The organism is uncultured Kushneria sp. (genome assembly GCF_947497025.1).
Classification (GTDB): Bacteria; Pseudomonadota; Gammaproteobacteria; order Pseudomonadales; family Halomonadaceae; genus Kushneria.
In genome coordinates this window covers 167,631-181,113 of the sequence record NZ_CANMFC010000001.1, presented here as the reverse complement: position 1 = coordinate 181,113, position 13,483 = coordinate 167,631, and the positions used below count along the sequence as shown (strand labels likewise).

Here is a 13,483-nt window from a genome sequence, read left to right as displayed (position 1 = left end):
GGTAAGGTAGCATCCCATTGATGACCGTTATGCCCATGGAGCCCTGCATGTCACGACTGGCTGGTCAACGCATCGTTTTAGGCATTAGTGCCGGCATCGCGGCCTACAAGAGCGCGGTACTGGCGCGGCTTTTGAAAAAGGCCGGCGCCGAGGTCCGTGTGGTCATGACCGAAGGCGCCCAGGCCTTTATTACGCCGTTGACCCTGCAGGCCCTGACCGGCGAAGAGGTGCGCACCTCATTGCTCGATCCTCGGGCCGAAGCGGGCATGGGTCATATCGAGCTGGCCAAATGGGCCGATATCGTTCTGATTGCTCCCGCCACGGCCGATCTGATGGCCCGACTGGCCGCCGGCATGGCCGATGACCTGCTGACCACCGTATGTCTGGCCACCCGGGCACGCTGTCTGCTGGCACCCGCCATGAATCAGGCCATGTGGTCGCACCCTGCCAGCCAGCGCAATGCCGCTACGCTCGTAGAGGTGGGCTGGCAGCAGCTTGGCCCCGATGCCGGCGAGCAGGCCTGCGGCGATGTCGGCGGCGGGCGCATGCTGGAGCCGGAAGCCATTGTCGCCGCACTGGAAGAGGCGCTGTCCGGCACGGCGTCTTCGCCGGGTGCACTGCCGCTGGATGCCTCCCCCGAGCATGATGATCAGGCCCCAAAAGCTGATGCCTTTAGGCTGGCCGACAATGACGCCGATAGCGGCGCCTTCGCCGGACGCCATGTCGTGATCACCGCCGGTCCCACCCGTGAGGCGATTGACCCGGTGCGCTATCTCTCCAATCACAGCTCGGGAAAGATGGGGTTTGCGCTGGCCGTCGCCGCACGTGACATGGGCGCCCGCGTGACCCTGATTGCCGGGCCGGTATCACTTGCCACCCCTGAACGCATGACCCGCATCAATGTCATCAGCGCCGTCGAGATGCTGGAGGCCGTGAACGACGCTCTGCCGGACTGCGATATTTTCATTGGCTGTGCGGCCGTCGCCGATTACCGGCTGGCCGACATTGCCGAGCACAAGCTCAAGAAGGTTTCCGGCAGCGCCGCCCTGACGCTGAACCTGATCGAAAACCCGGATATCATCGCCAGCGTCACCGACCGGGAATGCCCGCCCTTTAGCGTCGGCTTTGCTGCCGAAACCCGGGAGCTGGCGCGCCATGCCCATGACAAGCTTGTGCGCAAGCGCCTGGATCTGATCGTGGCCAATGATGTGGCCGCACCGGGACTGGGATTTGGTGCCGATGACAATGCCGCCGTGCTGTATCATCTCGAACCTGACCAGCCGGAGAGCCCGGTCACGTCGCATACGCTGTCACCGCGTGCCAAGCAGGATCTGGCGCACGCCATTCTTGATTACATGCTGCCCCTGTATTGGGCGCATCACACAACGCGGAGCCCTGTCTGCTCATGACTGCCTTTTCCGACCGGCCGCGCCTGCAGGTCAGAATTCTTGATGACCGGGTACGTGAATACCCCCTGCCCCATTACGCCACCCGCGGCAGCGCCGGCATGGACCTGCGCGCGCTGCTGGACGCGCCGCTGACACTGGCCCCCGGTGACTGCGAGCTGGTCCGCACGGGGCTGGCCGTTCACATTGCCAACCCGGCCTGGGCGGGGATGATCCTGCCGCGCTCGGGATTGGGCCACAAGCGCGGCATCGTGCTGGGCAATCTGGTCGGCCTGATCGATGCCGACTATCAGGGCGAGCTGATGATCTCGGTCTGGAACCGGGGGCAGGAACACGTCACGCTCGAGCCGTTCGAGCGCATCGCACAGTACGTGCTGGTGCCGGTGATCCAGGCCGAGCTGGAAGTGGTAGACGACTTCACGGTGGATGACGATCACACCGATATTCGTGGCGCCGGCGGTTTCGGCCACTCGGGACGGCACTGACGCGGGCTGATACAACAGGAAATCCTTTCATGACACAGGTAAGTGCCGCCATTTTTCGAGCCTACGACATTCGTGGCGTGGTCGATGAACAGCTCACCTTTGATACCGCGCGCCTGATCGGTCAGGCCATCGGCAGTGAAGCGCTCGCCCGCGGGGAAAAGGGTGTGGCCGTCGGTCGCGATGGCAGGCTTTCAGGCCCGATGCTGGCAACGGCCCTGATCGAAGGGCTCTGTGCCGCCGGCTGTGACGTGGTCGACATCGGCATGGTGCCCACGCCGGTGCTCTATTTTGCCACCCATGTGCTGGAGGGCATTACCTCCGGGGTGGCCGTGACCGGCAGTCACAACCCCTCGAACTACAACGGTTTCAAGATCGTGCTGGGCGGACATGCCCTGTCACGCGATGACATCACCGCTCTGTACCGGCGCATCGAGCAACATGATCTCAGCACTGGCGAAGGCCGCTGCCGAGAGCATGATATTCGCGAGACCTATCTGGCCCGCATTGTGGGCGACATCACGCTTGAGCGGCCGCTGCACGCCGTGGTCGACTGCGGCAATGGCGTGACCGGCGAGCTGGGACCGGCGCTGATTCGCCGTCTGGGCGCCAGGGTGACCCCGCTTTTCGAAGAGATCGATGGGCGATTCCCCAACCATCACCCGGATCCCGGCAAGTTTGAAAACCTCAAGGATCTGATTGCGAAGGTCAGGGAAACCGGTGCCGACATCGGACTGGCCTTCGACGGCGATGGCGACCGGGTGGGCGTGGTCACCCCCTCTGGTGAGATCATCTACCCCGACCGACTCCTGATGGCCTTTGCCTGCGATCTCCTCGAGCGCCAGCCCGGCGCCCGCATCATTTTCGACATCAAGAGCACCGGCAACCTGATCCCGATCATCGAGGACGCCGGTGGCATGCCCGAGATGTGGTACACCGGCCACTCATTGATCAAGGCGCGCATGAAGGAAACCGGTGCGGCACTGGCCGGCGAGATGAGCGGCCATATCTTCTTTCAGGAGCGCTGGTACGGTTTTGATGACGGAATTTACGCGGCCGCCCGCCTGCTGGAGATTCTGTCGCGCCAGCCTGACGATGCCGACCGGTATTTCAACCGGTTCCCTCAGGATGCCAGCACCGCCGAAATCAACGTGCCCGTCACCGATGACAACAAGTTCGATATTGTCGAGCGCTTTATCAGGGATACCGATTTTGGCGAGCAGGCGACCCGAACCACGCTGGATGGCATTCGCGTGGACTACCCGGACGGTTGGGGGCTGTGCCGTGCCTCCAACACTACGCCCATGCTGGTGTTTCGCTTTGAAGGCAAGTCCATTGAAGCTCTTGAACGCATTCAGGACCGTTTTCGTCAGGCACTGCTGGCCGTTGCCCCCGATATTACGCCGACCTTCTAGAGTACCGGGTCAGTCCGGGCCCGTGAACGTATCGCCGGCCCGGCATTATCGGCACAGAACCATCGATACAGCCTTCATGACGCATGAGGCCCTGACTCTGCCCCGGCCCTTTATCCCTTTCTACAGGAGCGTTTTGCAACATGCATGACAGCGAATACAATCCGCGTCAGGTCGTTGAGATCCTGTCCGAGGCGCTGCCTTATATCCAGCGCTTTTCAGGCAAGACCGTGGTGATCAAGTACGGCGGCAACGCCATGACCGAGGATAACCTGATCCACTCCTTCGCCCGTGACGTGGTGCTGCTCAAGGAAGTGGGGCTCAACCCGATCGTGGTGCACGGCGGCGGCCCGCAGATCGGTCAGCTGCTGGAGCGTCTCAATATCGAATCCCGCTTTGTGGACGGCATGCGGGTGACCGATTCAGAGACCATGGACGTGGTGGAAATGGTGCTGGGCGGGCTCGTCAACAAGAGCATCGTCAACCTGATCAACGGCGCCGGTGGCAAGGCGATCGGCCTGACCGGCAAGGACAATGCCCAGATTCGCGCTCGCAAGCTTTCCGTGCAGCGCAAGCGCGCCGACATGACGGCATCCGAGATCATCGATATCGGCCATGTCGGAGAGGTCGAGCATATCTCGACCGACCTGATCGAGATGCTATCGGAAGCCGACTATATTCCGGTGCTGGCGCCCATCGGCGTCGATGCTCAGGGACACTCCTACAACATCAACGCCGATCTGGTGGCCGGACGGGTGGCCGAAGCGCTGGGCGCCGAGAAACTCATGCTTTTGACCAACGTGGCCGGGCTCATGAATCAGCAGGGTGAGGTCATGACAGGTCTCACCACCGAGCAGGTCGATCAGCTCATCGAGGACGGCGTCATTTACGGCGGCATGCTGCCCAAGATTCGCTGCGCGCTTGAGGCCGTCAAAAATGGCGTCAACAGCTCGGTCATCGTGGATGGCCGCGTGGAGCACGCCATCCTTCTGGAGATCTTTACACGCTCGGGTGTGGGTACGCTGATTACCGATCAGGCGAGCACGCCATCGCCCTGATGCCGCGCGCACTACGGGTATGACCTCATTCACGGGTGCCAGAGGCCGTCCCGGGCACCCTTGCTGGCAGATAAAAAAGATGGCCATGACCAGGGAACAAAAACTTTCACGACGCGATCAGATTCTGCAGGCGCTGGCGCGCATGCTGGAACAGGGGCGTGGTCAACGCATCACGACCGCGGCGCTGGCACGCGAGGTAGGCGTTTCAGAAGCCGCGCTTTATCGTCACTTTCCCAGCAAAACGCGCATGTATGAGGCGCTGATCGAATATATCGAGCAGACGCTTTTCGAGCGCGTCACGCTGATCGTCAGCGAACCCGGCGAGGTCAGTGACCGCTGTCAGCGTATTGTGACTTTGCTGCTGATTTTTGCCGATAAAAATCCGGGGCTTTGTCGTCTCATGACCGGCGAGGCGCTCAGCGGTGAACACGAGCGCCTGCAGACACGCATGGCTCAGCTTTTCGAGCGCCTTGAAACGCAGCTCAAGCAGGTCCTTCGAACCGGTGAAATCGAACAGGGGTATCGCCCGACCATCGGGGTATCGGCGCTGGCCAATCTTCTCATGGCCGTTGCCGAAGGGCGTATCAATCAGTACGTCAGAAGCGGATTTCGGCGGGCACCACAGCACCACTGGGAGGAGCAGTGGCAGCTTTTGAGTGCCCACCTGGCCTCTGAAGCCGACTCCGTCAATCCGGACCTCTCTTCAGGTATCTGATTGCCGTGTCGGCCTCGACCCCGGCACCAAACAGATAGCCCTGCAGAATCTCGCATCCCAGCTCGTTGAGCAGATGCTGCTGACGGCGCGTCTCGACACCTTCTGCCACAACCGTCAGGCGCAACAAGTGCGCCAGCCGCACGATGGCCTCGATCATGTGGTATCCGTGGCTGGCGTCGGTGAGCGCCGTCACAAAACTCTTGTCCAGTTTGAGACGATCCAGCGGCAGCAGCGCCAGCTTGTCCAGTGATGAATAGCCGGTCCCGAAATCGTCCAGTGCAATTCCGATGCCCTGCTGTCGCAGTTTTGAAATGACATGCACGCACTCGTCAAAATTTTGCATCATGCGGCTTTCGGTGATCTCGAACTCCAGACAGCCGCCCTCCAGTTGATGGGCGGCCAGCACCTGCGCGACGTGGGTCAGCAGGGCTCGATCAAGCTGCAAAACGGATACGTTGATGCCCACGACCGGTACCTGATAACCCTGCGCCCGCCAGCCGCTGATCTGCCGACATACCCTGTCAATGATCCAGTTACCCAGCGCCGGCATGATGCCCATCGATTCGGCCATGGGAATAAAGATCGAGGGGGGGATATCGCCATGCTCGGGATGATGCCATCTCAGCAGAACTTCGAAACCGACAACACGCTGGTCGCGACCATCAACCTGAGGCTGATACACCAGCCGCAGCTGCTCATCCGTCATGGCCTGGCGCAGCGAGGCAGGCGTCACACCTGGCGTTTTCTCGGCGGCAGACAGCGCAAGACAGGCGCCGGCATCGCTCCGAGAAGGCGTGGCAACCCCGGCCCGGGGGTATTTCCCTTCCTCCTCCAGCGGCGCATTGATCTCTTCGAGCTGACTGATGTCCACCAAAAGACCGTGACACTCGACTCTTCCGTCACGGCGCAGGATAACGCCTCGATCCAATACCCGTTGCTCGGACGCGCCATGAATCAGACGATAGGTATGCTCGAAATATCCCCGGCGCAGAGAAAGATGGCGAGCGCTTTTCAGCGACGCTCGATCATCGGGATGGACCAAGGCGTCAAAGGCGCAGCCGGGCAGTAGACAGCTTTGATGCCATGGCCCCGGCATCGGCGTCGCAGCATTATTCAGATAGCGATACTGTTGCTCATCGTGGCAATAACAGTACACAACGCCCTGGAGCTCACTGACAGTTTGATCGACATCAGCAGGGGTACCCCGTTTCAGGCGAAACTGGTGACAACCTTTTAATACGAGCCTCTTCCCCTGCTTGAGACAGTAAAGCCACAGCAGCAGGCCCATGGCCAGCGTGCCGACGTCCATATATCCCTGCCACCAGAGCCAACAGATCGCTGCCAGCGACAGGGCAAACAGCAAACGATAGAGCGTCACCAGTATCGGAGGCACTCGCGGCGGCATTGTATTTTTTGTTTTACGGGAAAATGCAGGGATAGACATCAATCAGCGCTCAAGGCAGCAACAGAAAATCATTTGATGATCATCACAACAAGTCATTGAGAATATGAAACATCATTTTTTTTCATGAAGCATGACCGTAAAGCAAAACCCCGGGCCTTGGGAGCCCGGGGTCAACTTTTGCGCCAAAAACAATCTTTAGTATGAGATCTACAACGACATGATCAGGCCACTTCAGCAGATTCGCCAATCGCCTGCTTAAGTTTTTTCATGGCGTTCTTTTCAAGCTGGCGAATGCGCTCGGCAGAAACCCCATAGGTGTCCGCCAGTTCGTGCAGGGTGGATTTCTGCTCGGCCAGCCAGCGGCGCTGCAGGATGTCGCGTGAGCGATCGTCCAGCCTTGCCAGTGCCTCACGCAGCTGCTGCGAGGAGCGATCCTGCCAGTCGGACTCTTCCAGCGACAGCGCCGGGTCAGAGCGGCCATCTTCCAGATACTGCGACGGCGACTGATAGCTCTGCTCGTCATCCTCACTGCCGGGCGCCGGATCGAAACCGGCATCAAATGCCGACAGACGCCCTTCCATCTCACGCACGGCTTCCGGCTTGACGTCCAGATCGTGAGCAATGGCATCCACTTCGTCATTGTTCAGCCAGGACAGGCGCTTCTTGGCACTACGCAGATTGAAAAACAGCTTTCGCTGCGCCTTGGTGGTGGCCACCTTGACGATGCGCCAGTTGCGCAGCACGAACTCGTGAATCTCGGCCTTGATCCAGTGCACGGCAAAGGAGACAAGACGCACGCCCTGAGCTGGATCAAAACGCTTGACGGCCTTCATCAGACCCACGTTGCCTTCTTGGATCAGGTCTGCCTGTGGCAGGCCGTAGCCGGAATAGCTGCGAGCGATATGCACCACAAATCTCAGATGCGACATGACAAGGCGACGGGCGGCTTCAATGTCACTGTCGGTGTGCAGACGCGTGGCAAGATCTCTTTCCTCGTCCACGGTCAGTATGGGAATACGATTGACTGCCTGAATATAGCCGTTCAGGTCATTGCCCGGCGAAAGATGACCGATAGGCTGAAGACTGGTACTCATGTTTAAACGGTCTCCCCTGGTCCCTGGCTGGTAATTATCTACCATTATAGACCATGGTAATGGTGCTTTGTTTCCCGCGTCACGGCTTTATCGGCCATGTGTGTTCATCATTTCAACGCGGGCTGATGTCTGCCAGATGGCGACTGACGGCAAGCCATGCGCCTATAAGTCCCAGCATGGTACTACAGATCAGCAACAAAACCGATCCACCAGGCCCGATACCCGGCAGGGTAAAGTGACTGCCGAATCCGGAGGCCAGCATATCGATGGGGGCCGAGAGCCATTCTCTCCCCAGCGTCAGCAGGATCAGCGCCAGAATGCCGCCACCGAGTCCGTACCAGACGCCAACGTAAAGAAACGGGCGTCGTACGAAAGCATGCGTGGCACCAATCAGGGTCACTACCTCGATCTCCTGACGACGGCTTTCGACCGCCAGCCGAATGGTATTGCCTACCACCAGCAGTACGCCAAGAGCGAACAGCACGCCAAAGGCCAGCACGACACGACGTCCCAGCTCACTGAGCTGACGCAGTCGCTCAAGCCAGGCCATGTCCAGACGCGCATCGGTCACGCCATCGATTTTGCCAAGCCGTTCGGCCAGTTCCTGCGCCGCCTTCGGGTCGCGCGAGCGCGGCTGTACCAGTATGGTCGCCGGCAGAGGATTATCATCCATCATGGCCAGGGCATCATTCATGCCCAGGCGCTGCTGAAAGCTTTCAAGGCCGGCGGCGGCCGTGATCAGCTCGGTGGACGCGATGTCGCTTTCGCCGCGCACCTGATCGGTAATGTCCATGGCTTGGGATTCCGACAGCGCCGGGTTCAGGTAGAGCGTCATGCGGGCGCTGTCATCCAGATTGCTGTCCAGAAGCTGAGCACTGCCCAGCGCCAGCCAGAGGCTTGCCGGCAATACCATCGCGATGGCAATCGCCATCATGGTCATGAGACTCGACAGCGGCCGACAGCGCAGACGGTGAAGGCTGTCCACGGCCATCTGCTCATGATGGCGACGCCAGGCGCGTGAGCGGCTTTCAAAGGTGATCTGGTGGGAACGTGCTCCGCGACGGGACTTCTCGGTGTCGGGTGCAGGGCGACGGGACGTCTTGTCGTTGGTTGAGCGGCGACGTGGTTTCTGGCTCATGCAGCCTCCTCATCACCGACCAGTCGGCCATCGCGCAGCTTGAGCACCCGATGCCTGAGCCGGGCGATCAGTGCCAGATCGTGACTGGCCAGCAGTACGGTTGTCCCGATGCGATTGAAGTCCTCGAAAAGACGCATGATATCGGCCGACAGCTGCGGGTCCAGGTTACCGGTCGGCTCGTCTGCCAGCAGCATGGCCGGCTTGTTCACGACCGCGCGGGCAATGCCGACGCGCTGCTGTTCACCGCCGGAAAGCTCGATGGGCAGCGCCTTTTCGCGATGCAAAAGACCGATCTTGTCGAGCGCGGCATGCACCCGGCGCCGGGCATCCTGAGGCGTGGCGCCCTGGATGATCAACGGCAGGGCCACGTTATCGAACACGCTGCGATCAAAAAGCAGCTGGTGGTTTTGATAGACCACCCCGATCTGGCGCCGATAAAACGGAATCTGCGAGACATGAAGGCTGGTGATGTCATGACCGGCCACGACAATGCGGCCCCGGGAAGGCCGCTCCAACGCCATGAGAAGGCGCAGGACCGAACTTTTCCCGGCACCGGAGTGCCCGGTAAGAAACACCATTTCACCGCGCTGCACGGTGAAATTGAGATCGGCCAGCGCCTCGAAACGACCGCCATAGCGCTTGCCGACATGCGCAAACTCGATCATGGCCATGAGAAATCAGCTGCCGTCCCGGTCAAAGAGAGCCCCCACGAAGTCTTCAGCCTCGAAGGGTCGCAAATCATCCAGCGTCTCTCCCACGCCGATGTAGCGAATGGGGGTTCCCAGCTGCTTGGCAATGGCAAAGATGATGCCGCCCTTGGCCGTACCGTCCAGCTTGGTCAGGGTGATGCCGGTGACGGGCACCGCCTGATTGAAGGTTTCGGCCTGAGAGATCGCGTTCTGGCCCGTACCGGCATCGAGGACCAGCATGACCTCGTGCGGAGCCTGGGCGTCCAGCCTGGCCATGACACGCTGTACCTTGCTGAGCTCATCCATGAGATGGCCCTTGTTGTGCAACCGGCCGGCCGTATCGGCAATCAGCACGTCAATCCCGCGCGCCTTCGCCGCCGATACCGCGTCATAAATGACGGAGGCACTGTCGGCACCGGTGTGCTGGGCAATCACCGGCACATCGTTACGCTCGCCCCAGACCTGTAGCTGCTCAACGGCGGCCGCGCGGAAGGTATCCCCGGCGGCCAGCATGACGCTACGGCCCTGGCGCTGAAAACGCTGGGTCAGCTTGCCGATGGTCGTGGTCTTGCCCACGCCGTTGACGCCCACCATCAGAATCACGAACGGCCCTTCCCCCTTCGGCGGCAGGCGCAGCGGTTTGGCCACCGGCTCGAGCATCCGGGACAGCTCTTCCTGCAGCGCCTTGTAGAGTGCATCGACATTTTTGAGCTCACGCCGGGAGATACGCTCTTCCAGGCTTGCCATGATGTCACTGGTCGCCGCAACGCCCACGTCAGCCATCAGAAGCTGCGTTTCGAGTTCTTCCAGCAGATCATCGTCAATTTCCTTGTGACCCAGCAGCAGTGTTGCCAGACCGTCGGTCAGGTTGGAGCGTGTCTTGCCAAGCCCCTGACGCATGCGTGAAAACCAGCCCTTTTTGGCGCCGGCGATATCACTTTGCTCATCAGCGGTTTCAGGGCCAACTTCAATGGCCGTGTCATATCGGGCCCGGCGCGGCTTGTCGCGACCGCGGTTACGTGCAGGCGTCGTGACTTCCGAAGCGGTGCCGGGCGCTATCTCTTCCGGAGTCTCCGTGATTTCGGACGGATGCTCCTGAGCAGGCTCAGGCTCTTGCTCAACCACCGGTTCCGGTTCGGGCTCAACGACGGGCTCCGGCTCACGCTCGACCATCGGTTCCGGTTCGGGCTCAACAACGGGCTCGGGCTCACGCTCGACCACCGGCTCCGGTTCGGGCTCAACGACGGGCTCCGGCTCACGCTCGACCACCGGTTCCGGTTCGGGCTCAACAACGGGCTCGGGCTCACGCTCGACCACCGGCTCCGGTTCGGGCTCAACGACGGGCTCCGGCTCACGCTCGACCACCGGTTCCGGTTCGGGCTCAACAACGGGCTCCGGCTCCGGTTCGGTCTCGACGACAGGCGGTTCAGGGGGCTTTTCTCTGGTGTCTTCGGCTTCAGGCGTCGGCGCCTGCTGCTCCAGTTGCTGCTGCTCTTCGCGATCCTGCTGATCGCGGCGCTGCTTCTTGCGCTTAAAAAAACCAAACATGGGCTATATCGTCGCGATTGATCCATCGGAAAAAGACGGTCGAGCCGTCATTTGATACCGCATCCTACCACTCAAGCACGGCTCGCCGGTACAATCCGTGCACGCCATCCGAGGATGGCACACCCGGCAATGATTGCTGCGCTTCCCGCCAATCGTACTGACCGGCACTGGCAGCATATTTTCACCTACCGAGGCTTTAAGGGCACATGAGGCGACAGCGGCACGGCACATCAGGACAGGATCAACGCCAGGGCAGGGCCCGCACGGGCAGCGGCCGCCTGAGACTGATTGGCGGCCGATTTCGTCGGCGCCTGTTGCCCGTACTTGTTCATCCGGATCTGCGACCAACGCCGGATCGCGTGCGCGAGACGCTGTTTAACTGGCTGGCAACCGAGATCGACAGCCGTACTCGCGTGCTCGATCTGTTTGCCGGTACCGGTGCCCTGGGGCTCGAGGCGCTCTCGCGCGGTGCCGGCGATGTCCAGTTTGTCGAGGCAGACCGCCAGGTCGCTCGCCAGATCTCACAGAATCTGGCAACGCTTGAGGTCACGATGCCGGTCCATCACCAAAACGCTGACGCCTTTCTGGACACGCGCCCTGCCAGGCCCTTCGATCTGGTCTTTCTGGATCCACCCTTTCGACAGGACCTGATCACTAACTGCTGTCAGCGCCTTGAGCAGGAGGGCTGGTTGACCGAAAATGCCCTGATTCATGTCGAAACCGAGGCCGGCCTGATTCCGCAGCTGCCCATCGGCTGGTACCTGATCCGCGAGACCCGGGCCGGCGACAGCCACACCCGACTTTATCGACGTGAAAGCGCGCAATAACAAGGCCACCCTCTTGCCGCCGCGCGCCGGCGCGCGTAGTCTGGCCTGCGCGCGCGCCGGCACCCGATCCGGGCCATGCAGGGCGGCACTTCGCCTTAATATCTGTATCAGGAGTACAGCATGAGCAATGAACTTTTCGAGCAGCTTGAACAGCGCGTCAATACTGCCGTTGACACCATCGAAATGCAGCGCATGGAGCTTGACGAACTGCGTCAGGAAAACGAGCGTCTGAAAAACGAACGTCAGCAGTGGGAAAGTCGTCTGGGTAGTCTGCTGGAGCGTTTCCGTGAGCTCGACGCCAGCACTACGCCGGCCCCTGAAGCTCCGGCCGCCAGCCCCTCCTACTGAGCAGGTCTTTCGGCGCCCTGCTCCTGGTGCGTGAGAGGACGCGACATCAATATCGCGTCCTCGCGCCCGCCTGAAGCCTGCGGATAATAGCCTGCCCGGCGCCCGTCCACTTCAAAGCCATGACGTTCGTAAAGTGCCTGTGCCGCGCCATTGCCGGCTCGCACCTCCAGTAGCACCCGCTCAAGCCCCCTCGCTTCTCCCTGCTCGATCATGGCAACGATCAGTCGGCCGGCCAGCCCCCGGCGTCGATGGTTCGGGTCTACCGCAATCATTTCAAGCTCAAGATCAAAAGGCCCCACCGAGACCACGGCAAAGGCCAGCAATGCCTGCGTATTGTTATCGACAATGCCCGTCAATTGGTATTCCTGATCGCTTGCCAGCGCCTCAAAGCGGGCCAACGACCAGGCATCAGGGCCTCGGGCCCGGGCATCCAGCGCCGCCAGCGCCTCAACATCACTGACCGATTCAGGCGTCATCGCTTTGCTGTCCCTCGACGTCTGCTTGCCACCAGCGGCGCCACTCCCCCATCGCTGCCCAGAGCGCCCGGCGCGATGAGGCCTTATCCAGCGCGTCAAGCGCCGGCCCCTGCCAGAGCGGCAGATCCAGAACACGGCTTCGCCCGTTGTGCACATCCAGTACCTCTTCAAGCACCGAAAGCTGTCCAAAGAGCAGGAGCCGTTCAGGATTCCAGCCGCGGGCACGACGCCCGGCCAGAAAGGCCTTGAATCCCTGACGCGCCTCATCAAGCGCGTCATCGACCGGCAATCCTTCCATCATGGGCCAGCCAAACCGCTGACAGGAGAGCGGTGCAGAAGGCTCAACCCCCCCGGCCTGAAATATGGCATTCAGCAGCGTTTCTTTCTGAGCCGTCAGCGCTTCATCACGCGTCAACAGCACCAGCCAGCGGCCATCAATTGCCGCCACCTGCAGCGAGAAGCGCAGCGGCTCATGGGGCGACCTGATAACAGGCTCAGCCACCTCTGACGCCGCCGGGGGGCTGTCCTCTTCGGCAACCGCCGCTGAAGAACGCGCCGCCGGAACGGTGACCGGGACGTTGTCCTGCTTACCCTTGTCGGTATCGAGCAGCGCCTTGATCGAACGCACCGGCCTGGCCGTATCATGCGGGGTCACTTCCGGTGAGGGCGTTTTAGGCTCGGGAGTGGCCTCGGGACGATCGAATTCATCAATCAGGGCGTGCAGACGCTGATGATGATCCAGCGGGACATTCCGGCTGTCCGCGACCTCTTCCACTTCCGGCAGAGAGGATGCCAGCGCGTTGGGCAACGGATGCCGAGCCACCCACAGGTGAATACCCATGGCCTCGAGATATTGTCGGCGCGCGCGCTCGGTCACCATACAAA

General features: G+C 61.0%; 14 protein-coding genes. 7 read left to right on the top strand and 7 right to left on the bottom strand.

The features are described 5' to 3' along the window. The first annotated feature begins 47 nt into the window (after positions 1-47). From Q0931_RS00885 to slmA, 5 genes are all read left to right on the top strand, one after another. Positions 48-1,409, top strand: a complete 1,362-nt coding sequence (locus Q0931_RS00885; protein ID WP_299256310.1) for a bifunctional phosphopantothenoylcysteine decarboxylase/phosphopantothenate synthase — start codon at positions 48-50, stop codon at positions 1,407-1,409. Then, a complete protein-coding gene (dut, locus tag Q0931_RS00880; RefSeq protein WP_299256308.1) occupies positions 1,406-1,891 on the top strand; it encodes a dUTP diphosphatase in 486 nt (161 codons plus the stop codon). Before Q0931_RS00885 ends, dut begins: the two co-directional genes overlap by 4 nt. Before the next feature lie 29 nt (positions 1,892-1,920). Then, positions 1,921-3,303, top strand: coding sequence for a phosphomannomutase/phosphoglucomutase (locus tag Q0931_RS00875; RefSeq protein ID WP_299256306.1), 1,383 nt, complete (start codon positions 1,921-1,923; stop codon positions 3,301-3,303). Positions 3,304-3,443: 140 nt separating this feature from the next. Then, entirely contained in the window at positions 3,444-4,358 is a 915-nt protein-coding gene (argB, locus tag Q0931_RS00870; protein ID WP_299256304.1) for an acetylglutamate kinase, read from the top strand. An 85-nt stretch (positions 4,359-4,443) separates the two neighbouring features. Next, on the top strand, positions 4,444-5,073 hold the full coding sequence (gene slmA / locus Q0931_RS00865; protein ID WP_299256302.1) for a nucleoid occlusion factor SlmA: 630 nt from the start codon (positions 4,444-4,446) through the stop codon (positions 5,071-5,073). Here slmA and Q0931_RS00860 read toward each other — a convergent pair. The 5 genes from Q0931_RS00860 to ftsY all read right to left on the bottom strand — a co-directional run bounded on the left by Q0931_RS00860 (position 5,045) and on the right by ftsY (position 10,947). Then, positions 5,045-6,478 (bottom strand): EAL domain-containing protein, encoded by a 1,434-nt coding sequence (locus Q0931_RS00860; protein ID WP_299256300.1) that lies wholly within the window; start codon positions 6,476-6,478, stop codon positions 5,045-5,047. The genes slmA and Q0931_RS00860 overlap by 29 nt on opposite strands. Positions 6,479-6,699: 221 nt before the next feature. After that, complete coding sequence (gene rpoH, locus Q0931_RS00855; protein WP_299256298.1) at positions 6,700-7,572, bottom strand: RNA polymerase sigma factor RpoH; 873 nt, start codon at positions 7,570-7,572, stop codon at positions 6,700-6,702. A gap of 112 nt (positions 7,573-7,684) precedes the next feature. Then, complete coding sequence (gene ftsX / locus Q0931_RS00850; protein WP_299256296.1) at positions 7,685-8,710, bottom strand: permease-like cell division protein FtsX; 1,026 nt, start codon at positions 8,708-8,710, stop codon at positions 7,685-7,687. Next, positions 8,707-9,375 (bottom strand): cell division ATP-binding protein FtsE, encoded by a 669-nt coding sequence (ftsE, locus tag Q0931_RS00845; RefSeq protein WP_299257228.1) that lies wholly within the window; start codon positions 9,373-9,375, stop codon positions 8,707-8,709. Before ftsE ends, ftsX begins: the two co-directional genes overlap by 4 nt. Positions 9,376-9,387: 12 nt before the next feature. Then, complete coding sequence (gene ftsY / locus Q0931_RS00840; protein ID WP_299256294.1) at positions 9,388-10,947, bottom strand: signal recognition particle-docking protein FtsY; 1,560 nt, start codon at positions 10,945-10,947, stop codon at positions 9,388-9,390. Between the two features lie 206 nt (positions 10,948-11,153). Between ftsY and rsmD the strand changes: the two genes are divergently transcribed. Then, complete coding sequence (rsmD, locus tag Q0931_RS00835) at positions 11,154-11,774, top strand: 16S rRNA (guanine(966)-N(2))-methyltransferase RsmD (protein ID WP_299256292.1); 621 nt, start codon at positions 11,154-11,156, stop codon at positions 11,772-11,774. A gap of 120 nt (positions 11,775-11,894) precedes the next feature. Continuing rightward, positions 11,895-12,122, top strand: coding sequence for a cell division protein ZapB (locus Q0931_RS00830; protein ID WP_299256290.1), 228 nt, complete (start codon positions 11,895-11,897; stop codon positions 12,120-12,122). Here Q0931_RS00830 and Q0931_RS00825 read toward each other — a convergent pair. Together Q0931_RS00825 and Q0931_RS00820 are read right to left on the bottom strand one after the other, a co-directional pair. Further along, entirely contained in the window at positions 12,116-12,598 is a 483-nt protein-coding gene (locus Q0931_RS00825) for a GNAT family N-acetyltransferase (protein WP_299256288.1), read from the bottom strand. The two genes, Q0931_RS00830 and Q0931_RS00825, sit on opposite strands and share 7 nt — an antisense overlap. After that, positions 12,588-13,478, bottom strand: coding sequence for a hypothetical protein (locus Q0931_RS00820; protein WP_299256286.1), 891 nt, complete (start codon positions 13,476-13,478; stop codon positions 12,588-12,590). Before Q0931_RS00820 ends, Q0931_RS00825 begins: the two co-directional genes overlap by 11 nt. Between the last annotated feature and the right edge of the window lie 5 nt (positions 13,479-13,483).

Coding starts and splice junctions, on each gene's coding strand:
- Q0931_RS00885 (WP_299256310.1), top strand. CDS start 48: ATGTCACGACTGGCTGGTCAACGCATCGTTTTAGGCATTAGTGCCGGC.
- dut (WP_299256308.1), top strand. CDS start 1,406: ATGACTGCCTTTTCCGACCGGCCGCGCCTGCAGGTCAGAATTCTTGAT.
- Q0931_RS00875 (WP_299256306.1), top strand. CDS start 1,921: ATGACACAGGTAAGTGCCGCCATTTTTCGAGCCTACGACATTCGTGGC.
- argB (WP_299256304.1), top strand. CDS start 3,444: ATGCATGACAGCGAATACAATCCGCGTCAGGTCGTTGAGATCCTGTCC.
- slmA (WP_299256302.1), top strand. CDS start 4,444: ATGACCAGGGAACAAAAACTTTCACGACGCGATCAGATTCTGCAGGCG.
- Q0931_RS00860 (WP_299256300.1), bottom strand. CDS start 6,478: ATGCCGCCGCGAGTGCCTCCGATACTGGTGACGCTCTATCGTTTGCTG.
- rpoH (WP_299256298.1), bottom strand. CDS start 7,572: ATGAGTACCAGTCTTCAGCCTATCGGTCATCTTTCGCCGGGCAATGAC.
- ftsX (WP_299256296.1), bottom strand. CDS start 8,710: ATGAGCCAGAAACCACGTCGCCGCTCAACCAACGACAAGACGTCCCGT.
- ftsE (WP_299257228.1), bottom strand. CDS start 9,375: ATGATCGAGTTTGCGCATGTCGGCAAGCGCTATGGCGGTCGTTTCGAG.
- ftsY (WP_299256294.1), bottom strand. CDS start 10,947: ATGTTTGGTTTTTTTAAGCGCAAGAAGCAGCGCCGCGATCAGCAGGAT.
- rsmD (WP_299256292.1), top strand. CDS start 11,154: ATGAGGCGACAGCGGCACGGCACATCAGGACAGGATCAACGCCAGGGC.
- Q0931_RS00830 (WP_299256290.1), top strand. CDS start 11,895: ATGAGCAATGAACTTTTCGAGCAGCTTGAACAGCGCGTCAATACTGCC.
- Q0931_RS00825 (WP_299256288.1), bottom strand. CDS start 12,598: ATGACGCCTGAATCGGTCAGTGATGTTGAGGCGCTGGCGGCGCTGGAT.
- Q0931_RS00820 (WP_299256286.1), bottom strand. CDS start 13,478: ATGGTGACCGAGCGCGCGCGCCGACAATATCTCGAGGCCATGGGTATT.